Genomic DNA, 22,246 nt, shown 5'->3' with positions numbered 1-22,246 from the left:
CCCGCTATCGAGAGGGGCGCGTCAGCTTTCGGCCGCCGCCACCAGAGACCGCAGCTTGATCGACGGGTTGTCCCGCTGGAACCCTTCGAGGCGCCACGGCGTCGAGAACAGCACGAGCATGACGCCGTCGGTGCGGGTCAGCACCTCGCAGGACACCTGCTTGCTCATGAATTCGGCGTCCTCGGGCTCGACGACCCGCGCCACCTGGTACGGCAGCGACTCGAGCGAGATGGCCGCGCCGATCTCGGTCGCCATGCGGTGCGCGGCGACCTCGAACTGCATGGGGCCGACGGCCGCGAAGACGGGCGCCTGCTCACCGCGCTTGTCCGAGCGCAGCACCTGGACGACACCTTCTTGATCGAGCTGCTCGATGCCCTTGCGGAACTGCTTGTGCTTGCTCGGATCCTTGCCGCGAACCACGGAGAAGTACTCGGGGGAGAAGCTCGGGATCGGCGGAAACTCCACGGGCACATCGCGATACAGCGTGTCGCCGGGGCGCAGCGCCGCCGCGTTGGCCAGGCCGATCACGTCGCCGGGCCAGGCGTCGTCCAGTGTGGAGCGCTGCTGACCGAACACCGACTGCGCGTACTTGGTCACGAACGGCTTGCCGGTCCCGGCGTGCGTCAGCACATCACCGCGCTCGAAGGTGCCCGAGCAGACCCGCGCGTAGGCGATGCGGTCGCGGTGCGAGCTGTCCATACCGGCCTGCACCTTGAACACGAACGCGCTGAACGGCGAATCCACCGGCCGCGGCTCACCCGCGACATCGCGGATCGCGCCGGGGGAGGGCGCCAGGTCGACCAGGACGTCGAGCAGCTGGTTGACGCCGAAGTTCAGCGCGGCCGAGGTGAACAGCACGGGTGAGGACTCGCCGGACAGAAACGTCTCACGGTCGTAGTCCGAGCCGTCCATCGACAGCAGTTCGGACTCTTCGACGGCGGTGTCCCAGTCACCCTCGGCGGCGTCGTGCGCCTTGTCGGCGGGGATGTGCTCCTCCGGCGCGGCGGTGGCGCCACCGGCGGTGCGGGTGAAGCGGATGTAGTGGCCCTTGCGGCGGTCCATCACACCCTTGAAATCGCCGGCGATGCCCACTGGCCAGGTCAGCGGCGTTGTCCGCAGGCCGATGCGCTCGTGGATCTCGTCCATCAGCTCCAGCGCGTGCCGGCCCGGGCGGTCCCACTTGTTGATCACCGTGATGATCGGGATGCCGCGGTGCTTACACACCTGGAACAGCTTCAGGGTCTGCGGCTCAAGGCCTTTCGCGGCGTCGATGAGCATCACGGCGCAGTCGACGGCAGTCAGCACGCGGTACGTGTCTTCCGAGAAGTCGGCGTGACCGGGGGTGTCGAGCAGGTTGATGACGCAGTCGCGGTATGGGAACTGCAGCGCCGTCGACGTGATCGAGATGCCGCGGGCCTTCTCCATCTCCATCCAGTCCGACACCGTGGACTTGCGGCCCGCCTTGCCGTGGATCGCGCCTGCCTCGCTGATCACCCGCGCGTGCAGGGCCAGCGCCTCGGTCAGCGTCGATTTACCGGCGTCAGGGTGGCTGATGACGGCGAACGTACGGCGACGGGCGGCTTCGGTGGCCACTCGGCCGGCGGAGCGGGTATCGGTGGTGGGGGCGGTGTCGGTCATGGCACCAGACATGCTATTGGCCGACCAGGCAAAACCTGTAATCGCGACCGCGTGACCTGCAGGTTTCGGCTACGTGCGGAACCGGCACAGCAACCGGCGGACGGCGCTGCCCGGCTCCGGCGGCCGCCTGCTCACGTACGGCCACGGATCGTTGCGCTCCGGTACCGATGCCGTCCGGACCAGCTTGAGCTGCGTCCGCAGATGCCGGCGCAGCTCGTGCAGGCTGGGATCGCCCCAGCGGTTGGACGCCTCGATCGGGTCGGCGGTCAGGTCGTAGAGCTCCCACTGGTCGTCGAGCGGCTCGGTGCGGTACGTGTCGCCGCCCCGGCTGTTGGCCGCCAGATGCCGGACGCCGGGTTCCGTCCAGGTCGCCGGGTCGTCGAAGGTGCGGACCAGCTTCCACAGGTGCCCGGAGCCGCCGGCCGCCTCGGCGTTGGTGACGCGCGAGACCAGCCCTTCGAAGTTGGCCGCGACGTTCGCGGGCACCTTGATGCGCAGCAGCGCAGGCGGATTGGTGTTGGCGCCGATCGCCTGTGCGGCACCCGACGCCCCGGTGTCGCCCTCGAGGATGTTGTCGCGCGTCATCAGGTAGATGAGCCGATCCTGTTCAGCCGCAGCACCATTCACCACTGGCATGAGGTCGCGGCCGGGCAGCGGATGCACCTCGGTGAACGACGCGGCCAGGGTTTCGGCCGCCGCGGCGATGTCGACTCCGGCCGCGCCGAGCAGCGTCGGCACCAGGTCGACGTGGGACGTGGGCGCGTTGACTTCGCGGGCGACGGTCGCGTCGGCGCCGATCCGGGCGATGACGAACGGGACGCGCGTCGCCTCGTCGTACAGGTTGAACCACTTCTGGTGCAGCCCGCCGTGCGCGCCCAGTAGGTCGCCGTGATCGGAAGTCCGCACGAGCACGGCGTTTTCGGACCCGTTCTCGGTGACGGCGCGGCGCACCCGGTCCAGCGGGCCGTCGACCTCGGCGTGCAACCGGTAGTAGAGGTCGCGGTACTGCTGGGCGTTGCGACGGTAGGTGCGTTCGATGACCGCGGCCGGGCCGTAGCCGGAGTAGTAGGCCTCGCGGAAAGCGGCCTGCGCGGCCGGTTTGTCGCTCAGGTCTTCCGTGGCGGTCGGCGCCGCGGGGACGTGCGGTGGTTCGAGGACGGGGTAGTCGAGCAGCGGGCTGCGGCGGACCCAACCCGGGAACAGGACGATGTCATGGGGATTGACGAAGCTGGCCACGAGCAGGAACGGGCGCAGTGCCTCCGGGTCGCCGGCGCGCCGCCGCGCGTAGCGGTCGTCGAGCCAGGCGACGACGCGGTCGGCCACCAATGGGTCGCGCCGAAAACCGCTGTTGGACATGGCCGCTCCGTGCGGCTCGGGTCCGACCCAGCCGGAGAAGCCGTAAGGCCCTAGCGGATCGGCGTCGAGGTAGGCCTGCACCGCCACGGGGTCAACGACGCCGTCGGCGTCGTTGGTTGCGAGCGGCTTGCCGGTCTTCGGGTCCTCGAGGTCGGCGTGCGAGATGTGCCACTTGCCGTCGTAATGCGTGTCGTACCCGGCGGCGCGCAGCCAGTTGCCCAGCGTCGGCACCTCGCCCTGGCGCAGCCACCGCAGCCGCGAATCGTCGTACCGCTTACCGAGACCGTCGGTCTGCGTTACGCCGTGGAGGTCGGGGTACTGGCCGGTGAAGAGCGTCGGCCGGCTGGGCGCACACGCGAGGGAGCCGGTGTAGTGCCGCGTGAAACGCACGCCGTTCTCGTCGAACCATCGCCGGCCCGTGAGGGTTCGGTGGCGCCAGTCCAGGACGTCGTCGGTTTCGTACGGCGGGATGGCGCGTTCTTCGTCGGTCATGAGGATGACGATGTCGGGGCGCTGCTCCGTCATCTCGGTGCTCCCATCGGCGGAATGGGCCCTACTGAGGGCTACCCCGTCATCCAACACGAGCGGCGACCACGGCGGCGCAAATTGGCGCGATCGACAAATAACGTTCTGTTAACTCTGTTGACTCGTGCCCCAGTGGGCTGCCGTGGCCCCAAATCGGAAGTGCCGCAACAGCGCCCGGCGCGCCGATCGCTAGTCGAATTGACCGGCGAGAAACTCCGCGCGCGCGGCGCTACGGGCCAGCTTTCCCGACGTCGTCCGCGGGATCCGGCCGGCCGCGACCAGCCGCACCTCGGCCACGCGCACCTGGTGATGACGCGCCACCGCGGCCCGCACCGCCTCGGCCACCGGCTCCAATTCGGCACGGCCCGCACCCACTGCGCGCTCGGCCACCACGACCAGTCGTTCACCCGAATCACCAGGCACAGCAAAGGCTGTCACGTAGCCGGAGCGCACGGCCGACGAGGCGCGGCTGACCGTCGCCTCGATGTCCTGCGGGTAGTGGTTGCGCCCGTCGACGATGACGAGATCCTTGATGCGGCCGGTGACGAACAGCTCGCCGCCGACGTAAACGCCCAGATCGCCTGTGGCCAACCACAATGCGTTGTCCTCGGCGCCGTCGGCGTGGCTGACGGTCTGGCGGGTCTGCAGCTTGTTGCCGAACACCCGCTCGGACTCCTCGGGCCGGCCGAAGTAACCCCGCCCGATGTTGTTGCCGTGCAACCAGATTTCACCGACCGTGCCGTCGGCGGCCTCGTCGCCGTCGGGCGTCACGATCACCACCCACTGGTCGGGAATGGCCTGCCCGCACGAGACGTGGGGGACCGCACCGTCGGCGTGCCGGCCGACGACGACGGCCCGGCCCGCCGCGAGCTCCTCACGGTCCAGATATGTGGCGCACGGCTTTTCGTCCGCGCCGATGCTGGCGACCGACAGAGTGGCCTCGGCCATGCCGTACGACGGCTTGACCACGGTCTCGGGCAGCCCGTACGGCTTGAACGCCTCCATGAACTGCTCGATGGACGGCAGCGTCACCGGCTCGGAGCCGTTGAGCAGCGTCACCACATTGCTGAGATCGAGCGGTTCACCGGCCGGCGGCAGGCCGCGCTGCGCGCACAGCTCGAAGGCGAAATTGGGTGCGGCCGCGAACGTCCGGCCGTGTGCGGCCTCGTCCGCGAGCCGCCGGATCCACCGGTAGGGCCGGCGGACGAATGCCATGGGGTCCATCAGGCTGATCTGGCCGCCGCACAGTGCGGGGAACATGATCATGATCAGACCCATGTCGTGATAGAGCGGCAGCCAGCTGACACTCCGGATGTCGGTGTCCAGGCCGCCGGCCAGGATCATCTGAATGACGTTGGTGCACACGTTCCGATGCGTGATCTCCACGCCGGCCGGGGTGCGCGTCGAGCCCGAGGTGTACTGCAGGTAGGCGACGTCGTCGGTGCGGGAGTCCGGGGCGACGTACATCTCGGCGAGGGTGTCCGGCACGGCGTCGACGGCGATCACCCGCGGGCGCTCGGCGGCGGGCAGCGTCTTGATGAACGTGCGGACCGGCTCGGCAGCCGCAGTGGTGGTGAGCACCGCGGACGGCTTGGCGTCGGCCAGCACCGCGGCAAGCCGTTCGGTGTGTCCGGCCAGCGCCGGCGCGAACAGCGGGACGGCGATGTTCCCGGCGTGCACGGCCGCGAAGAACGCCGCGACATAGTCGACGCCCTGGGGCGCAAGGATCGCGACTCGGTCGCGGGGCGCGGTGACCTGCTGGAGCCGGGCCGCCACGGCGTTGACCTGAGCCCAGAGGCCGTTCCAGCTGAGTTCGACGATCTCGCCGTCGGGATTGTGCGCGTAGTCGATGAACCGGTACGACGGACTGTCGCCCATCGCCGCGCGGTTGCGCTCCAAGAACGACGTCAGCGTGATGCCGTCAGGTATGACGATCCTGCCGTCCGGCTGAACGTATTGGTTCAGCGATTCCGCCGCCCCAATAATGCTGTGACTCAAGGCTTCCCGACCCATATGTCGACACTAGTAGCGAATCTAACTAACCGACGAGTCAGACAATTATGAAAGTCACCACTGCGGGAGCGGCGATGTGATGCGGCCCACCGGCTTTTGGGTGCAGCTGCCGGATCAGTCGGCGGCGGCCGCGGAATTTATTCCCGAAGATATACCCCCCTCGGGTACTATGATTTGCGTACCGATACCCGAACCGGAGGCCGACGTGACGCATCGCAGCACGCGCCGCCACGTCGGCTGGTGGGTAGTCGGTCTCTTGGTCTTGATCGCCGGCATCATCGGCATGCATTCGCTGGTCGTCACGTCCGCGCACGCTCCGTCGCATCATCCGCAGGCGGCAGTCCATCACCACGTGAGCGCCCCGGTCGCGCAAACGTCCTTGTCGGATGCCTGCGACTGCAACGGACACAACGGTTTTCACGCCTGCGTCTTCGTCATGACCGAACTGCTGACCATCCTGGGTCTGGCTTTGCTGTACTGGCTCGGCGTCGCGCCCGAGCAGAACGTGCAGGCGCGCATTCGACAGGCGTTGCGACGCAGGCAAAGAGCCCCGCCGTGGACGGTACTGACTCTCGCGGAACTGTCGCTCCTTCGAATCTGATGGGCCGCGCCCCGCGTCAACCCATCCAATCTTCAAGGAGTTCAACCATGTTCAAAACCGCATCTATCGCCATCGCCGGAACCGCTGCCGTCATCGCACTCGCGGCCTGTAGCCCGCCGAATGAGCAGGCTTCGACCATGTCCGCCACCACCTCGTCCATGCCGATGTCGGGCCACGACATGCCCGGGCACTCGATGCCGGGGATGTCGGGTTCCAGCACCAGCGCTGCGCCGGCCGCCAACTTCAACGACGCCGACGTCATGTTCCTGCAGATGATGTACCCGCACCACGCCCAGGCCGTCGACATGGCCAAGCTGGTCCCGACCCGCTCGCAGAACCAGCAGGTCAAGGATCTCGCCACGGCCATCGAGAAGGCGCAGGCCCCCGAGATGCAGCAGATGACGACGCTGCTCGCCGGCTTCGGCAAGCCCGCGCCGTCGGCCACCATGAGCCACTCGATGCCGGGCCTCATGACCCCGCAGCAGATGACCGAGCTGACGGGCCTGTCGGGCGCGGCGTTCGACAAGATGTGGCTGCAGATGATGGTCGAGCATCACCAGGGCGCCATCACCATGGCCAACGACGAGCTGAAGAACGGCACCAACGCCGACGCCAAGGCCATGGCCCAGGCGATCGTCACGGCGCAGCAGGCCGAGATCACCACGATGAACGGCATGCTCGCCAAGATGTAGTGCGATGCCGAGACGGATGGCCGCAGCCGTGGCTTCGGCCACCTGTCTCTCTTGGCATGTTTCGCTGGGAGGCGTCAGCTTTCCTTGACCCGTCAAGGAAAGCTGACGCCTTCAGATCGCAGGTGTCACAAGACAGGACGACACGCCGACGACGACACGCCGCGCGCGGAGGCGTCCATGTCACCGCGCGGAGCGGCGACTCAGATCATGTCCTTCTCGGTCAGCCACCGCATGACCGGCCAGCCGATGAACACCGGCAGCCAGCACGTCAGCACCCGGTAGAGCAGTACCGACGGCACCGCGACGGCGGCGGGCAGGCCGAACGCGGCCAGACCACCGATCAGCGCGGCTTCCACGGCGCCGACACCGCCAGGAGTCGGGGCGGCTGACGCGAGCGTCCCGCCGATCATCGTCACGACGCACACCGTCACGAACGACGTCGACCCGCCGAAGGCTTCGACGCTCGCCCACAGTGCCAGCGCTGCACCGAGAGTCGTTGCGGCACAGCCCAACACGATCAGCCCGAGGCGCCGGGGTTCGCGGGCGAGGTTGACGAGGTCGCCCCACACCTCGGTCAGCCGGGGCCGCACCGCGGTGCCGAGCCAATGCCGTGCCCGCGGCACCAACATGAACGTGCCGACCACACCGAGAGCCGCGCCGGCGATCAGATACAGGACCGTCGAGGACGGGACGAAGTGCGACAGATCGGCCGATGCCCCGGCCGCGGCGCTGAAGAAGATCAGCAGCGCCACGTGGGTGAGCACCTGAACCGACTGCTGCAGCGCCACCGCGGCCGTCGCGCGCAAAGCGCCGAGACCGGCCTTCTGCAGGAACCGCGTGCTGAGCGCCAGGCCACCGACGCCGGCGGGCGTCGTCGTCGCGGCGAAGGTGTTGGCCACCTGCATGATGGTCAGGTTCTTGAAGCTCACCGCCTCCGAGGCGCTGGCCCACAGCGCCGCCGCGGCGCCGACGTACGTCAGCGCGGACACCGCAAGACCGAGCAGCGCCCACCACCAGTTGGCGGACCGCAGCTCGGAGAAGAACGTCGGCACCGTGCTGATGAACGGGTAGGCGACGTACACCAGCGCGACGAGCAGCACCAGCTGGATGACCTGGTTGCGGGTGAAGCGGGTGATGGTCTCGGTCTGGATGCGGTCGGCGCCGGTCTGGTGTTTCACCTCGTCGCGCGCCGCGGTGATGACCTCACGGGAATCGGGCAGTGACTCGCGCAGCCGCTGTGGCATCGCGGATTTGGTCAGCCGGCGCGACGCGGTGAGCACGGTGTCCTCGCCGAACTGCTCGATGGCCGCGGCGACGGCCTCCTCGGCGCCGTACATGGCGGTCGTCGTCACCAACAGCTGAGCCACGTCGGATTGCAGCTGCACGTCGGATGCGCCGTACTCGGAGTTGCCCAAGCCGCCGAACAGGACGGCACGGTCGTCGACCGTGAGCTCCGATGCCCGCAGGTCGCCGTGCGAGATCTGGTGGTGGTGCAGCGCGCCCAGCGCGTGCCAGACGTCGGCGACCGGGGTCTCGGTGCTCAGCGGAACGCCGCTCGCCGGGGAGTGCGCGAACATCGTCCAGCCGCGGTCGAGTGCCGCCAGCGCGATGGTCCGGGTGTTCGCGAGATCGAGGTCGCCGACCGCGATGGTCATCAGCGCGCGGTGCTCGACGGCGCGGCGCATCGAGGTCTGCAGGGGCGCGGTTTCGTCGTTGCGCAGCGTGATCTTGCGCCAGAGCTGGCTCATGGCGCCGCCCACGCGCTGGTTCGGCCCGTACAGCTCGACCACGGCGCGCGTCCCGTCGGCGGAATCGGCACTGAGCACCAGGGGTCCGGCCCCGGCGGGCCGGATGACCGTCAGCGCCGACACCTCGAACTGGCGGCGGGCCAGCGCCTGGACCCCGCCCGCCAGCGGGACTTCCAGCGCGGGGGTGCCACTGACCAGCACCACCAGCGCGCCGACGAACCATCCGACGGCCAGACCCAGCAGCGACCGCGCCGGCACGATGGCGCTCACCACGAGATGGATCGGTACGAACGCCAGCAGCAGCGTCCACCACCAGCGGCGCAGCCGGGCCGGCTGCCAGGGGCCGGACACCGTCAGCACCGCGGCCAGCAGCGCGATCCAGCGCGGGTCGTCGAGGAACTGGGAGAAGACGGTGTTGAGCCGGTCGGACAGGTCGAAATGCCACTTGGGCGCCGCAATCCCGCGGGAGTTGATGGACAGCGACAGCACGGCGATCAGCCCGGCGGCGGCGTACGGACCGAGCAGTTTCCATTGCCGTGTGACCAGCAGGCTCAGCAGGATGACGAAGGGCAGCGCCAGGATCGCGATGGCGTACGCGAGGTAGACCAGATTCGACTGGGTCGGCGTGAGCACGCCGACGATCCGCGACACCGACCGTTCCAGTCGGACCCAGTCGTTGCGGGTGATCAGCGAGCTGGTGACGACGGTGACGAGGAACGCCGTCGCCGCCACCAGCCGCAGAATGTCGTTGGTCCGGCGGGTGATCGGTTGCAGCAGGCTGCCCGAGACCGCGACCTCGCGCCCGTCAACCCGCATCAGCCAAGAATCCCAAGGACCGGGGCAGTTGGCGAAATTGGCACGCCGTTATCCGGCCAGCGCCGCACGCAGGAAGTCCCCGCTGACGGCCACCGCGGGTGCCGACGAATCTCCGCCGACCACCAGCGTCGCGAACGCGAGGTCCCCGACGATGCCCGCGAACCAGCCGTGCGAGTGGGTGTTGTCGCCGAATTCCGCTGTCCCGGTCTTCCCGCCGAGCCCGTCGATGTCCTTGAGCGCGGACGCGGTGCCGTCGGTGACAGTCAGCCGCATCATGGCCCGCAGGGCGTCGGCGGTCGGCTTGTCGATCGGGGTCGACGGCGTGCTGGCGGTGGTCTGCTGGCCGGGCAGCAGCGTGGGCGTGATGGTCGACCCGTGCGCGAGGCTGGCCTCGGCGACGGCCAACCCGAACGGGCTGACGGTGACGGTGCCCTGGCCGATGCCGTTCTCGACGCGCTGCGCCGGGGTGTCGGCGTTGGGCACCTTGCCCGTAACGGTCGTGATGCCGGGGATGACGAAGTCGACGCCGATGCCGAGATTCCGGGCGGTGTTGGGCAGCGCGTCGGCGGGCAGCTTGTCGGCCAGCGCGCCCATGGTGGTGTTGCAGGAATGCGCGAAGGCCTGCTCGAGCGGGACGGTGCCGAGGTCGAACTTGTCCTCGTTGGGGATGGTGCGGTTCTCGATCGTCACCGTGCCCGGGCACGGCTCGGGGGACTCGGCCTTCGCGAGGCCCTTCTCCAAGGCGGCCGCGGTGGTGACGGTCTTGAACGTCGACCCCGGCGGGTAGAGGCCGGTGAAGGCGATGGGTCCCTGCGCGTTGGCCGCGTCGTTCTGCGCCGCGGCGAGGATGGCGCCGGTGCTGGGGGCGATGGCGACCAGAACAGTCGGACGGGGATCGGTGGCCACGGCGTGCTGCGCGAGGAGCTGCAGGCGCGGGTCCAGGGTGGTGCGTATGGGTTTGGTGTCCGCGGGGGCGTTGTTCGCGAGTTCGTCGGTGGGCTGCCCTTGCTCGTCGACCAGATCCACCGACCAGCCGGCGGTCGCGTCGATGGCCTTCTGCCATACCTCGGGCAGTCCGCTGATGGCCGGCGAGTGCAGGTTCGGGTCGGCGGTCAGCAGCGCGCCCTGCTTGGTGACGGTGACGCCAGGAATCTGGGTGAGCTCGTCGGCGACCTGGGCGAGGTCCGCCTCCCGGAGCTTGACGACGGTGACACGGTCGTCCTGATTTCCGTTGAACTCATTGGTGATCGAGTCGCCGGTGATGGTGTCGTCGAATCGGGCAACCACCGGAGCCAGTGCCGCGGCGGAGTCGAGGTGGTCGCGGCTGAGGGTGATGACGCCGACGGTCTGCCAGTTCAGCAGGGGTTGGCCGTTGCGGTCGACGACGGGCGTCAGCAGCGCTTTGTCTTCGCTGAACTGGAATGTCCCGCCCTGCCGCAGTTTGGGATGCAAAAGCGCGGGGGCCCAGCGGATTTTCCAGTCCTCGCCGACCTTCGTGGCGATCGCCGTTGTGTCGTAACTGAATTCGCGGCCGGGGCCGAATGACCAGGTGTAGGCGAGCTTGGCGGTCGACTTGTTGTCGCCGTCGCCGGGTGTGGCCTTGACGTCGAGCGTGGCGTTTTTGCCCATGCCGTCGAACATGGACTTGATGGCCGGCTCCGACGCGCCGGCATCGGTGGTGTCTTTGGCGGCGGCGCCGGAGTCCTTGCGGTGCAACGCATCAGCAAACGCGTTGAAGGCGTCCTCGGGTTCCGGGCCGCCGAAGATCGAGCATCCCGTGGAGCCGAGGAGCAGCGTGCAGGTCAGCAGCAGCGCAGTACGTTTCGTCATGACCCTTCGAGCCAACCATGAGTGCCTATGAATTCCGGCGTTGAAACGCTGGGGCGGGCCGGTATCGCGTAGTGTCCGAGCCGTTCGGTATTCCGCTACGTAGCGGAGCGTATTGAAAGGTCTGGCATGAGTGGTGTGGTGGTGACCGGTGGTGCATCCGGTATCGGCCTGGCGTCGGCCAAGGCGTTGATCGCCGACGGTCGCGCGGTGTCGCTGTTCGACATCTCGCCGCAAGTGGTCGCCGTCGCGGACTCGCTCGGGGCGCACGGCGTCGTCGTCGACGTGAGTGACACCGACTCGATGGCCGCCGCCGTCGAGCAGGCCGCCGCGGCCATGGACGGTATCGACGGACTGGTGCATGCCGCGGGCCGGGTGCTGCCCGAGCCGGTCGGGATGTTCACCATCGAATCGTGGGATGCCGTTGTCGATGTGAACCTGCGCGCGCAGGCGCTGCTGTCCCAACTGCTGCTGCCACATTTCGAAAAGGCCCTTGCTGGTGGCGCTGCGCCGGCGATCGTGGGGATCTCGAGCATCGAAGGGCTGGTTGGCAATCCGTTCATTCCGGCCTACTGTGCGTCGAAGGCTGGGCTGCTGGGCCTGACCCGGTCGATGGCAGGTCAGTTGGGGCCGTTGGGAATTCGCGTAAACGCCGTGTGTCCGGGCTTCATCGAAACCCCGATGCTCGCCGATGCGTTGGCTGTTCCTGAGGTGAAGAGCGCGTTCGTGGCGGCGGCGCCGCTGGGCCGGCTGGGGCAGCCCGAAGAGATCGGCGCGGCCGTCGCGTTCCTCATGTCGCCGAAGGCGTCGTTCATCACCGGGACGCAGATCGTGGTCGACGGGGGAGTGACGTCGCGGCACGCTTAGGGGCTTGCGATGAAAAGTGGACCGGTGCAGTCGAATTGGCGTCGTGTTACTGATCTTCCCAAACCTGATCTGGGCGAAGGGCTTTCAGGTCGACTGGAAGTCCAACAATGAAGGCCGACGCGCTCAGCACCGCGAAAAACCGTTTGCGATGGCTCATAGGGTTGGCGTGTGGCTCATCTCGACCTGTCAAGGATCAGCTACGGCTTACCTGACGGCCGTCCGCTTCTCAACAATGTCTCGTTGCGAGTCGGCGAAGGGGAACGTCTCGCACTGATCGGCGCCAACGGTGCGGGCAAGTCGACACTGCTGAAAATCGCGCTTGGGGAGATCGAACCTGAGGAGGGCTCGATCGCCCGATCCGGAGGGGTCGGGGTGATGCGGCAGTTCATCGAAGGTGATTCTGTCCGCGACCTGCTGCTGAGCGTCGCCCCACCGCAGGTGGTCGAAGCTGCTGGGAGAGTCGACCGTGCCGAGCGCAGCATGTGTGAGTCGGCTACCGAAGCGTCGCAGATGAGGTACGCGAACGCGCTGGCGGCATGGGGAGAAGCCGGCGGCTACGAGATCGAAGTGTTCTGGGACGTCTGCACCGACGCCGCGCTCGGCATCCCGTACGACCAGGCGGCATCTCGTCCGGTGGAGACGCTGTCAGGTGGTGAGCGGAAGCGCCTGGTGCTCGAGGCCCTGCTGCGTGGTACCGACGGGCTTCTCATCCTCGACGAACCGGACAACTTCCTCGACGTACCCGGCAAGCTCTGGCTCGAAGACCGCCTGCGGGAGTCCGAGAAGAGCGTCTTGTTCGTGAGCCACGATCGTGAGCTGCTGGCACGCACAGCGACGGCGGTCGTCACGCTGGAGCTCGGCGCTGCGGGAAGCACCGCATGGACGCATCCGGGTAGCTTCGAGACCTATCACGCGGCCCGTGCGGCCCGCTTCGAACGGCTCGACGAGTTGCGCCGCCGCTGGGACGAAGAGCATGCGAAGCTCAAGGCCCTGGTGCAGATGTACAAGGAGAAGGCAGCCAACAATGCCGGCATGGCGTCTCGGTATCAGGCCGCCCAGACGCGTCTGCGGCGCTTCGAGACGGCGGGCCCTCCGCACGAACTCCCGCGTGTGCAGCGATTCCAGATGCGCCTGGGCGGCGGGCGAACAGGTCGGCGAGCGGTGGTGTGCGAGCAGCTGGAACTGGTCGGGCTCATGTTCCCGTTCGACGCCGAGGCCTGGTACGGCGACCGAATAGCCGTACTCGGGTCCAATGGGTCAGGCAAGTCGCACTTCCTGCGGCTGCTGGCAGCCGGCGGATCGGACCCGGAACCCGAACACGAGCCTCCCGTTGATCTTTCGATCGAGCCCGTGGAGTTCGAGGGCCGCGCGAGACTCGGCGCTCGCGTCCGGCCCGGATGGTTCGCGCAGACACAGCGTCGACCCGATCTTGCCGGCCGGAGCCTTCTCGAGGTGTTGCACCATGGCGACGGCCATCGGGAGGGACGCGACCGTGAGTCCGCCGCCCGAGCGCTCGCACGCTACGGGCTCGCTCACGCCGCCGAGCAAGTTTTCGACTCACTGTCTGGTGGGCAGCAGGCGCGATTCCAGATCCTGCTGCTCGAGCTCGGCGGTGCGACGTTACTGCTGCTCGACGAGCCCACCGACCACCTCGATCTGGAATCAGCCGAGGCCTTGCAGCAGGCGATCGCAGCCTTCGAGGGCACCGTGATCGCCGTGACGCACGACCGCTGGTTCGCCCGCGACTTCGATCGGTTCTGGATCTTCCGAGAAGACGGCGAAGTCGTCGAATCGCCGGTGCCGGTGTGGGACGAAGGGCGCGTCGTACGTTCCAGGTGATTGAGTCTGTTGCGTTGAGCCGTTCGACACAATTGCCACTGGTTTTGTCAGCAGTAATTGACAGTTGATGCAGCCACCTACAAATTGTGGTTCAAATACCCGCTGGCATCATTCATCGATTGCACATGAGATCCACGTACGCAGTCTTGTACCGAACGAGATTGCCGACGTTCCCGGTCGGTCCCCGCTGTATCCAGGAGTGCTTGACGGCAGTGCCGTCGCGCACCGCGATGACCGTACATTGCTCGAGGGGTGCGTTACCGACCTTGTTGAGTATTGGCCGAAATCCCTGTGCTTCCAACTCGCTGATCGTCGCCTGGGCCGATTTCTGCACCTCGGGCGCAGCCAGCGCCGGAGCCGCCGTGCCCAAGCTCAACACGATGGCTCCAACCACGACGCCCTTGGTAATACCGCCGCCCAACAATTCACTTTCCTTTCCAGCATTTACAACCATTTATCTGCGGTTTCTCAAATTCAATGCTAGTCAGGTTCGAACGTGCGTCGAGGTATTCATATGTGACACATAATGATCGACATGCCAATTTCATGATCGATTCATAGCTATTTCAGACATTGCCAGCTCAGGGCGTCCGGTGAGAGGGCGGCGATTGGTTTCGGTGCAGGCGGGGTAACTCTCAGCCACGGCTCGGATCAGTCGGGACCGTCAGATATGCCAAGGAGAACGATGAGCAAGATATCGAAGTCGCTGTATCTGCCGCTGTCGGCTGCGTTCAGTGTGGTGGGCGGCCTGGTGGCCGGCAAGGTCTTCAGTGTGTTGTGGAAGCGGATCGATGACTCGGGGGAGGGACCGCCGGACCCCAAAGATCTGGACCGCTCGGGCGGGCAAGCGCTCCTGGCCGCCGGTGTGCAGGGCCTCGTCTTCGGTTTGGTCAGGGCGGCCGTAGATCGCGCTGGGGCGCGCAGCTACCGCGCTGTGGCGCACGAGAATCCGGTGTAACGCTTTCACGGTTGGCTACGCGGGTTGACTCACATCACAGGGGCTTTATCGTCAGCCTGCATCGATGCTTCGTGCCTGTTCAGCGCGCTGTGCGGTCTCCGCGCACGACCCAGACCCGACCGAACGGTGTTTGAAGAACGCGCAAAACGAGCATGGCAGAGGTCATGGGCGAACATGAGAAAGCTGATGAGGCACGTACAGGCCTGATCGATTCGATCAAAGGCAAGGCAAAAGAGATCGCCGGCGCGGTGACCGGCAACGATTCATTGACCGCCGAGGGGCAACTGGAGCAGGCACAGGCGCGGGCCCGCAGAGAGGCCAACGCCGTCGAGGCGGTCGCGGACGCCGAAGCCGACTCCGCCGCCGACCTGCTGGCTCAGTCCCGCCGCCAGGCCGCCGCCGCCCGAGACGTGGTGCAGAGCGGTACCGACGCCGCAGAAGATGCGGCCCAACAGCAGCAGGTGGACCAGGTGCAGCAAGCCGCGCAGACAGCGCGGCACCGCGCTGCCGAGGAGCAGGTCCGCGCCAGCGTCGAGGAGCAGCGCGAGGAACGACAGGCGGAAATCCGGGAAACGGCCGACGCCGCGGCAGCCGGCAGGGAGGCACGTGACGCGCTCGCCGAACATCGCGCCGCGCAGAGAGAGGCGGACGAAGAGCAAGCCGAGGCCCGTCGCCTTCGCGAACGCGCCGAGACCCTCGGCGATCGAACCAAGCTGCCCTGAAAGACATTGAGAACCAAGGAGATATCGTGAGCATCATCGAATTGCCGTTACAGGTCTTGCGCCTGCAATACCGCCTGGCCCGGTTTCCCCTGCAGTTCATCGAGGATCGGTGGATCGCCCGCCTGGACGCCGAAGCACCCGCTCGGCTGATCTATGAGCGCTCGCTCGGGGGTTTGGACGCTGCTATCGGCGGAGTGCTGGGCGATTCCACGTTGCGCCGGCGGGGTGCGGCGCTGGCCCGCCGAAGCGAGGTTCGTGCCGAAGCTGTCGTGCGGAGCATGGACGCCGCCCAACGGCGTAAAGAAGCCGGCGCGCAGCTGGAGGACTCGCTGGAAGAGGCCGCCGACGACCGCGACGAAGCGATCGCCGCCAAGCAGGACGCGGTGGCCGAAGCGCGCGAGCGCGCGCAGCAGCGTAAGCGGCAAGCGGCCGAAGAGGCCGACAAGCGCATCGCTCAGGCCGCGAAGGCAAGTCGGGCCGAGGCCGAACGTAAGCGCGACGCCGCCGAAACCGCCGAACAGCAACGGCTGCAACGGATCAACAAAGCCGAACAAAAGGCGGCGGCTGCGGCCGAAGCCGCGCTCCAGGACGCGCGGGACAAGCGTGCTGCGGCGGCAGCCAAGCGCGAGCAGGCGGAGCAGGTCGAAGTACTTGCCGACGCCGAGAAGCGGAACCGGCGGGCAGGCCGGGTCTGACACAGGCTTCCGAATCGACAGTGGCTTCATCGGCGGCACACCTGCCGCCGATGAAGCCACTCAGTGAAACCGGTTTCCGGACAGGCTATTTGCTGCCGCGGTGGCCCCCGCCACCACCGTGGCTCCCGGCATTGCCCTGACCATCTCCGGTTGCGTGACTGCTCGACCCTGACGTATCCGACGCGTGCTTCGGTCCGTCGCCGTCATGAGAGCTGTTGCCGCTCTTGGTCCCACCGGTCTTTCCGGCACCGGCATCCGGCTGTCCGCTGCCCGCCTGGCCCGACTCTGAAGGCTTGCGGTGCTTGCCGCCCTTGTCCGACTTGGCTTTGCCTGAATCTGTTTTGTCGGTGCCGGACTTGTTCGCGTCTGCTTTGTCCGATTTGTTGTCCGAAGCGGTGTTGCCGGACGTCGAGTCGGCGGTGGAGTTGGGCGCCGACAGCGCGGCTGTCGGATGGTTGACCTTGATCAGATTGGTCTGGACCTTCGGCACGCTGGCGGCGGCGAGCGGCGCCGCTGCCGCCGAAACGAGACCGCCGAGGCTGGAGACGAATTGTCCTGCCTGCGAGACGATTCCGTTCACCGTATTGCCGACGGCGAACCGCAGAGCGTTCGGCAGGTTGGTGGTGAGCAGCCCGAACAGGGCCTGTGGGGCGAGGGTGTAGGGCAACCCGGCGACCAGTGGCACCACTACCGGCACTGAGACGGCCAATGGCAGGTTCACCGCGTAGGCGACGTCGTTCGCCACCATGGACACCGCAGACGACACCACATTGCCCAGGCCGCCGATCAGATTCTGCGGTGACGGGACCGAGGGACTGATCGAAGGAGTCACTGCCGCAGCCGAATTGGGCTGCAGTTTTGACACATCTGCAGCTGCGAGTGGCGCGGCTGCGGCCGGCAGCAGCCCGCCGAGAGTCCCCGCGAGGCCGGCGAGGAATTGCGTTGTGGTGCTGATGAATCCGCTGAGGCCGCTTGCGGTGAACTGCTGGATGTAGTTCGGAATGTAACTGGTGAGCAGACTGAACAGCAGGTCCGGGTGGAACACGGCCGCACCGCCGTAATACAGCAGCGTCCATGCCGTCTGGACCCCGATTTGCAGGGGAATGCTCGCCAAGTAGGCGCCGTCATTCCACACTGTGCTGAGCGCGCTGGTCAGTAGGCCACCGAGGCCGCCAACCAGGTCTTGCGGAGTCGCGGCTGCGGGCGTGATGGCAGGCGCGAGCGCCGCATTGGTCGCCGCATCCGGCACCAGGTTGCCGGGCAACGGCAGCGGTATCCCCAGTTTCTCCAACAACGTCACTGCTGCCGGAAATAGGGCGGTCGCCGGGGCGCCGAAGTCGTAGAGCGAAGCGAGCGCCAAGTCGTAGAAGTTGAAGCCGGTGAGACCTCCGCCGGAGAAGGCAGTAGGAGGAAAAGCCGCATTCTTGAAGTACTCCTGCAAGGCGGCCTCCAGCGCCGGCGCCACCGGTGTCGAGGCAAGCGGCGACAGCAGGGCAGTGACAGCGTTCAAGATCACCGGCGCCGCCGCGGTGTCCAGTCCGTAGAGCGTGTTGTCGGCGGCCACCAGCGGTTGTGCAGCGAGGTAGGCCAAGTTGTTGATCCACTGCCCGTTGCCGAGAAGCTGTTGCGCGACAGACGTCGGCAGGGCCAGTAGGCCCTCGATCAGCGAGATCGGGTCTGCGGCCGCGGTCAGCTTCACCTGCCTGGTGATTTCTGGCACTGGCGCGGCCACGGTGCTGGCGTGCGGATTGGCAACGACGATGCTCGCGGTCACCGCGGTAGCGCTAGCCAATAGGGCTACCGCCAACTTCTGTGAGTTTGCTGTGGACTTGCTGGAATGTGCAGCCGGCATGATCTGGTCCCCGTTTCCGTGATCGTTAATGCCAGTGGCCACAACATCATTTGCAGCAGGCACACCAACCCCGCCCCATGTGTCATGGTCGCCAACGATTGAACCCCACCCATAAAATACCCACAGTATGTTTGCTGGGTCAAGATGTATTTAGCTGTTGAAATTAGCTCGCCAAGAGTGGGTGCCGGACTGGCTGCCTGTCGTGCGGCGCCCGACGACGCTGTCGAGCCTGGCGACCGCGCCGAGAGCGTCGGTCATCACCGACAAAGAGATCGTCGACGCCGCGGAGTGACGTCCCAGCGCCTAGGGGACCTTCTTGGCAGCTTTCTTCGCCACCTGCTTCGCGGGCTTCTTGGCGGGGCCGCCCGGCGGTGGGGGTGGATTCTTGGGAGCGTCGGATCCGGGCAGGTCGTCCTGCCCCAGATATTTCAGGTGCAGGGACCGCAGGAAGTTCTTGTCCTCATAGATCGGCATCAAATCCTTGGTGCCGTCGTAAACCTTTGTCAGCCAAGGGGAATCTTTAGATGCGCCGGACAGCTTCCACGCGGCAGTCCAGAGCGCGCCGAGCGTCACCGCACCCGCCGCGATGACTTCGACGGTCCGGTCCCCGCACTTGTTCCAGAGTGCGTCCAACACCGCCGGATTGCTCGTCTCGTGGCTGGCTCCTGGATGCACGTCGTCATAGGTCTGGCAGATCGTCTGGGGCGGCAGCGTGGTCTGGGCGAAGATCATCAAATCCATGGTGGCCTTGGCAGCGTCGCGCGGACTGTGGATCGCGCGCGGTGTGAAGTCCAGGTTTTTGATGGCGTTGCCGATCTCATCCGCGATGGTGTCGGCGTGCGCGTTCACCATGTTGTCCTCGTAGGTGGCGTGGACGCCGGTTGAAGCTCCGTTCAAGCCGTCGGAGTGCTGCGAGGAATGCAGGGGCTGGCACGCGTCGCCCACATAGTGCGCCAGGCAGCCGGCGGCGGTGAGAAAACGATCGCCGTCACCGTTCTTCGCGAATTTCACCATCTGAGCGACGATCTGCCAGACCCGGAACGGAAGCGCCCCTTGGTTATTGGAATGCGTCTTCGAGGCACTGGGCACCGGCGCGTCTTTGTAGAAGGTCAGCCAGTTGCTGTAGTTCAGCGAATCCTCGTCGGCCGCATAGCTCGCCATCAGCGAGTCGCCGTCGGCTCCGGGGAGGTCGATGTCGGCGTAGTGATTCCAGTTCTCCATCACCCGCGCGACTTCCGGCTTGGCCCGGTTGATGTTCGTCTTCCACACCACATCCGGGACATCACTGAGCGGGACGAATTTCGTGGCCTGCAGGTGCGTGGCGAGTTGAATTTGGTCGTCGCTGCGGAAACTCAGGTTGTTGATGTTGGCGGTGAAGAACTTTCGCAATGCCGGGTTTCCGACCAGGAAGCAGGCCTGTTGGCCAATCTTGAAGTGCCCCACCGGCCCCCAATACTGGATGCGCTGTGCTGTGGGGCCGGAGACCAGGTCGAGATTGAGTTCCCGCAGGATCACCGCCATCGACGTCGCCAGCGAGAACTGAAGGAAGTCGCCGGCGGCCGGATCGCCGCCGATCCGCTGACCGCCCCACTCCAGCCCGAACGGCGAGCGGACACCAGGCGCCTCGATTCCGTCGAGGCACCACAGTGACCCGGAATCACCAGGTTGCGTGACCAGCGGGCCGGTGTGGTCGGATCGTGGACCGATGACGAAGTCGGCGATGTAGTCGCGCCCGCCGATCGACTTGTACCGGTAGAACAAGGCCTTGATCTCGCCGCGCATCTCTCCGCTCGCGGCGCCCTGGCCGACCACCGGCCGACCGATCCAGGAGAGTGCGGCGGTGCTTGCGCTGAAGTCCGTCACGTCGCCGATCGGATCAGTGAGGGCGTCCGTTTCCCAGACCCGGGCATCGTCGAGCCGGACGATGGCGGCATCAATATTCACGACGGCGTCCCGGCCCGGCAGGCTCGGATAGATGTCCGAAAACGTGCGCTCCGCCAGATGAGGCGCTCCCAACGTGCTCCCGATGGTGACGGGAACACCACGCAACAACGCCCGCACCGGCCGCCCCACCACTCCGGCAAGGTGCGTGTTGGTCAGCACATAGACATCGCTGCCGTCCGAAACCAGGCAGGCGGCGGTGCCCATGCGACGCATTCCCTGTGCATCGACGTAGATGGGCGAACCCACACCGAGCGATTCCGCCGCGAGTCGGCTCGGGTCGAGCACGGGGGACGGGAGCTGCGCGGATTCGGCGAGTACGACGCACACCGGAACGATGCGCCCGTCCGGCAGGTAGATGAACGGCGGTACCACATCCTCGGGACGATCGACCAGATCGTCGAGCGTCTGCCACCGCTTGACGAACACCAGGACACACGGCCACGACCACGACCGAGTCGTGGAATTCAGGAGGGTGCGCTCTGGTGCCTTTCGCGCCCGCGCATCGAGCGGATCGCACGTCGTTTCAGGTACGTCAGGATCGGTGTCACGAATCAGGTAGCGCCCGATCGCCGTGGAGAAGACGTTCGGCTTGTGTGCGAGGTGCACGTGAAACTGGTCGCGGGCATCCAGCAGATCGCGGATACCGAGCGACTGAAAGTCACTGGCGCTCAGTCGCCCGCGGTCGGGTGACGCTGCGTGTGTGGCGTGACTCATGGGCTTGCTCTCCGCGACGCTCGGCGCTGATCAGATGGTGGCCGTAATAAGAATGCGCCTTCCGCGGTGATCAGGACCGAGTAGATCGCTACCTGTTTTCCATTCGGACACCGCGGCGTCATCGGCAGTCGAGTTCGGGATGTTGGCGCTCGCGGGTTTAGCTTGTCCGCCGCAGGCTAATCACAGTCATGCGCACCACAGCGATTCTCCAGCACCGGTTTGGCCGGGCGGTTCGTCGTCGTTTCCTTTCGGGGGCAGGCTCCGAAAGGAAATCGCATGGCTGACAACGTCCTTGACAGCGCCCTGACCGTTCGGCGGCACAGCACTGCGACCCGGCAAGAGGTCTGGAACGTCATCGCCGACGGCTGGACATACTCCCAGTGGGTGGTGGGCAACAGCCGGATGCGTGCCGTCGACGCCGACTGGCCGGCCGCCGGCCGCCGCATTCAGCACTCGATCGGAGTGTGGCCGGTTCTCGTCAACGACGTCACCGAAGTGCAGGACTGCCGCCCGCTGGAAGAGCTGGTGCTGCTTGCCAGCGCTGGAGTGTTCGGCCGGGCGCGCATCTTCCTTCGGTTGTCCGATACGCCGACCGGCGGTTGCCTCATCGAGATGGCCGAGGTGCCGGTCGGTCGACCGATGCGTTGGGTGCCCGACCAGTTGGCCCTGGCGGCGGTCATTCCGCGCAACCGGGAATGCACCCTGCGGCTGGCCGCCATCGCCGAACGCCGAACCACAACCAGTGACGACGACTCGGCCCGACCAGTGGGGGAGTCCGTGTGAGAATCGGGGCATGGGGCGTGCAGGGGGAAAAAGCCCGATCGGCAGAGTGATCGGGACGCTGTTCGGGTTCGGGATGTTGGCGCTGGCGGTCGTCATCTTCCTCGGGGCCAAGGACGACCCGGCCGAGTTGATCAGATCGGGCGACGTGGTGACGCCCACCGAACGCGTGCACGTCGTGTATCTCGATCGATCGCAATCGAACATTCGTTGCACGGCAACGACATCTGGTGGTCAGGCCGAGCCCTTGGAGCCGTTCACCGGGGCCCACGACGAGAAACGTTTCGGTGGCAAGCGGCTCTTCCTGATCCCCAGGGGCAAGTACTACCGCGCGGTCGGGGAGTTGCCGCTCGACCGCGGGCCGGTGACCGTGCGGTGTCCCGGAGCGAGCCGGATCTGGGTGAGTGCGCCGCCGAACGGCTGGTCGTGGCCGATTGTCGTCTTTGTCGTGATCGGGGTGGCGTGCCTCGTGGTGTTCGTCGTGGTGATGGTGCGCCGCCGGGGCGGGAAGAGCGGGCCGTCGTATCCCGCACCGCCGCAACAGGGTTACCCCGGCTACCCACAGCAGAGCTATCCGGGCTACCCGCCGCCCGGCTATCCCAACCAGGGCTACCCGCCGAACCCCAATTACCCGAACTCTCCGGGCTAGTTGTGGTCCG

The 22,246-nt window shown here is 66.6% G+C and carries 18 protein-coding genes; 10 read left to right on the top strand and 8 right to left on the bottom strand.

The window, feature by feature from the left end:
* Positions 1-21: 21 nt before the first annotated feature.
* From H289_RS0118685 to H289_RS0118675, 3 genes are all read right to left on the bottom strand, one after another.
* Positions 22-1,638 (bottom strand): peptide chain release factor 3, encoded by a 1,617-nt coding sequence (locus H289_RS0118685; protein ID WP_020102340.1) that lies wholly within the window; start codon positions 1,636-1,638, stop codon positions 22-24.
* Between the two features lie 69 nt (positions 1,639-1,707).
* The gene (locus tag H289_RS0118680; protein WP_020102339.1) at positions 1,708-3,519 is read right to left on the bottom strand and encodes a sulfatase-like hydrolase/transferase; all 1,812 of its coding nucleotides are present in this window, start codon (positions 3,517-3,519) and stop codon (positions 1,708-1,710) included.
* Positions 3,520-3,708: 189 nt separating this feature from the next.
* The gene (locus tag H289_RS0118675) at positions 3,709-5,532 is read right to left on the bottom strand and encodes a fatty acyl-AMP ligase (RefSeq protein WP_020102338.1); all 1,824 of its coding nucleotides are present in this window, start codon (positions 5,530-5,532) and stop codon (positions 3,709-3,711) included.
* 79 nt (positions 5,533-5,611) lie between these two features.
* Between H289_RS0118675 and H289_RS31950 the strand changes: the two genes are divergently transcribed.
* Both H289_RS31950 and H289_RS0118660 read left to right on the top strand, forming a co-directional pair.
* Entirely contained in the window at positions 5,612-6,133 is a 522-nt protein-coding gene (locus tag H289_RS31950; protein WP_231388073.1) for a DUF6153 family protein, read from the top strand.
* A gap of 47 nt (positions 6,134-6,180) precedes the next feature.
* The gene (locus tag H289_RS0118660; protein ID WP_110811807.1) at positions 6,181-6,825 is read left to right on the top strand and encodes a DUF305 domain-containing protein; all 645 of its coding nucleotides are present in this window, start codon (positions 6,181-6,183) and stop codon (positions 6,823-6,825) included.
* Positions 6,826-7,025: 200 nt separating this feature from the next.
* Here H289_RS0118660 and H289_RS0118655 read toward each other — a convergent pair whose 3' ends face one another.
* Positions 7,026-9,389 (bottom strand): lysylphosphatidylglycerol synthase transmembrane domain-containing protein, encoded by a 2,364-nt coding sequence (locus H289_RS0118655; protein WP_020102334.1) that lies wholly within the window; start codon positions 9,387-9,389, stop codon positions 7,026-7,028.
* A gap of 48 nt (positions 9,390-9,437) precedes the next feature.
* Complete coding sequence (locus H289_RS0118650) at positions 9,438-11,219, bottom strand: penicillin-binding transpeptidase domain-containing protein (protein WP_020102333.1); 1,782 nt, start codon at positions 11,217-11,219, stop codon at positions 9,438-9,440.
* A gap of 126 nt (positions 11,220-11,345) precedes the next feature.
* Here H289_RS0118650 and H289_RS0118645 point away from each other — a divergent pair, with 126 nt between their 5' ends.
* On the top strand, positions 11,346-12,083 hold the full coding sequence (locus H289_RS0118645) for an SDR family NAD(P)-dependent oxidoreductase (RefSeq protein WP_020102332.1): 738 nt from the start codon (positions 11,346-11,348) through the stop codon (positions 12,081-12,083).
* Positions 12,084-12,251: 168 nt separating this feature from the next.
* On the top strand, positions 12,252-13,922 hold the full coding sequence (locus tag H289_RS0118640; RefSeq protein ID WP_020102331.1) for an ABC-F family ATP-binding cassette domain-containing protein: 1,671 nt from the start codon (positions 12,252-12,254) through the stop codon (positions 13,920-13,922).
* Positions 13,923-14,034: 112 nt separating this feature from the next.
* Here H289_RS0118640 and H289_RS0118635 read toward each other — a convergent pair whose 3' ends face one another.
* Complete coding sequence (locus H289_RS0118635; RefSeq protein WP_231388057.1) at positions 14,035-14,376, bottom strand: hypothetical protein; 342 nt, start codon at positions 14,374-14,376, stop codon at positions 14,035-14,037.
* 231 nt (positions 14,377-14,607) lie between these two features.
* On the opposite strand from H289_RS0118635, the gene H289_RS0118630 reads away from it, so the two are divergent.
* The 3 genes from H289_RS0118630 to H289_RS0118620 all read left to right on the top strand — a co-directional run bounded on the left by H289_RS0118630 (position 14,608) and on the right by H289_RS0118620 (position 16,297).
* The gene (locus H289_RS0118630) at positions 14,608-14,880 is read left to right on the top strand and encodes a DUF4235 domain-containing protein (RefSeq protein ID WP_020102329.1); all 273 of its coding nucleotides are present in this window, start codon (positions 14,608-14,610) and stop codon (positions 14,878-14,880) included.
* 164 nt (positions 14,881-15,044) lie between these two features.
* Entirely contained in the window at positions 15,045-15,602 is a 558-nt protein-coding gene (locus tag H289_RS0118625; protein ID WP_029105423.1) for a CsbD family protein, read from the top strand.
* 26 nt (positions 15,603-15,628) lie between these two features.
* Positions 15,629-16,297, top strand: coding sequence for a hypothetical protein (locus tag H289_RS0118620; protein ID WP_020102327.1), 669 nt, complete (start codon positions 15,629-15,631; stop codon positions 16,295-16,297).
* 85 nt (positions 16,298-16,382) lie between these two features.
* On the opposite strand, the gene H289_RS0118615 is transcribed toward H289_RS0118620, so the two are convergent.
* Complete coding sequence (locus H289_RS0118615; protein WP_020102326.1) at positions 16,383-18,071, bottom strand: hypothetical protein; 1,689 nt, start codon at positions 18,069-18,071, stop codon at positions 16,383-16,385.
* A 235-nt stretch (positions 18,072-18,306) separates the two neighbouring features.
* Here H289_RS0118615 and H289_RS33895 point away from each other — a divergent pair, with 235 nt between their 5' ends.
* Entirely contained in the window at positions 18,307-18,441 is a 135-nt protein-coding gene (locus tag H289_RS33895) for a hypothetical protein (protein WP_263863806.1), read from the top strand.
* A gap of 11 nt (positions 18,442-18,452) precedes the next feature.
* Here H289_RS33895 and H289_RS0118605 read toward each other — a convergent pair whose 3' ends face one another.
* A complete protein-coding gene (locus H289_RS0118605) occupies positions 18,453-20,807 on the bottom strand; it encodes a Nal1-like putative serine protease (RefSeq protein WP_020102324.1) in 2,355 nt (784 codons plus the stop codon).
* A 276-nt stretch (positions 20,808-21,083) separates the two neighbouring features.
* Here H289_RS0118605 and H289_RS0118600 point away from each other — a divergent pair, with 276 nt between their 5' ends.
* Positions 21,084-21,590, top strand: coding sequence for an SRPBCC family protein (locus H289_RS0118600; protein WP_020102323.1), 507 nt, complete (start codon positions 21,084-21,086; stop codon positions 21,588-21,590).
* A 10-nt stretch (positions 21,591-21,600) separates the two neighbouring features.
* Positions 21,601-22,236: a hypothetical protein gene (locus tag H289_RS31945; protein WP_141772215.1), complete on the top strand. Its 636-nt coding sequence runs from the start codon at positions 21,601-21,603 to the stop codon at positions 22,234-22,236.
* Positions 22,237-22,246 lie beyond the last annotated feature (10 nt).

It is taken from the genome of Mycobacterium sp. 360MFTsu5.1, assembly GCF_000383495.1.
GTDB classification, from domain to species: domain Bacteria; phylum Actinomycetota; class Actinomycetes; order Mycobacteriales; family Mycobacteriaceae; genus Mycobacterium; species Mycobacterium mucogenicum_B.
The sequence above is the reverse complement of the archived record's forward strand: the minus strand, read 5'-3'. Positions and strand labels throughout refer to the sequence as shown.

Bases quoted from the DNA above. Each gene is read 5' to 3' on its own strand.
- H289_RS0118660 (WP_110811807.1), top strand. From the start codon at position 6,181: ATGTTCAAAACCGCATCTATCGCCATCGCCGGAACCGCTGCCGTCATC.
- H289_RS0118680 (WP_020102339.1), bottom strand. From the start codon at position 3,519: ATGACGGAGCAGCGCCCCGACATCGTCATCCTCATGACCGACGAAGAA.
- H289_RS0118625 (WP_029105423.1), top strand. From the start codon at position 15,045: ATGGGCGAACATGAGAAAGCTGATGAGGCACGTACAGGCCTGATCGAT.
- H289_RS0118630 (WP_020102329.1), top strand. From the start codon at position 14,608: ATGAGCAAGATATCGAAGTCGCTGTATCTGCCGCTGTCGGCTGCGTTC.
- H289_RS31945 (WP_141772215.1), top strand. From the start codon at position 21,601: ATGGGGCGTGCAGGGGGAAAAAGCCCGATCGGCAGAGTGATCGGGACG.
- H289_RS0118645 (WP_020102332.1), top strand. From the start codon at position 11,346: ATGAGTGGTGTGGTGGTGACCGGTGGTGCATCCGGTATCGGCCTGGCG.
- H289_RS31950 (WP_231388073.1), top strand. From the start codon at position 5,612: ATGCGGCCCACCGGCTTTTGGGTGCAGCTGCCGGATCAGTCGGCGGCG.
- H289_RS0118635 (WP_231388057.1), bottom strand. From the start codon at position 14,376: ATGGTTGTAAATGCTGGAAAGGAAAGTGAATTGTTGGGCGGCGGTATT.
- H289_RS0118655 (WP_020102334.1), bottom strand. From the start codon at position 9,389: ATGCGGGTTGACGGGCGCGAGGTCGCGGTCTCGGGCAGCCTGCTGCAA.
- H289_RS0118650 (WP_020102333.1), bottom strand. From the start codon at position 11,219: ATGACGAAACGTACTGCGCTGCTGCTGACCTGCACGCTGCTCCTCGGC.
- H289_RS0118605 (WP_020102324.1), bottom strand. From the start codon at position 20,807: ATGAGTCACGCCACACACGCAGCGTCACCCGACCGCGGGCGACTGAGC.
- H289_RS0118600 (WP_020102323.1), top strand. From the start codon at position 21,084: ATGGCTGACAACGTCCTTGACAGCGCCCTGACCGTTCGGCGGCACAGC.
- H289_RS0118685 (WP_020102340.1), bottom strand. From the start codon at position 1,638: ATGACCGACACCGCCCCCACCACCGATACCCGCTCCGCCGGCCGAGTG.
- H289_RS0118675 (WP_020102338.1), bottom strand. From the start codon at position 5,532: ATGGGTCGGGAAGCCTTGAGTCACAGCATTATTGGGGCGGCGGAATCG.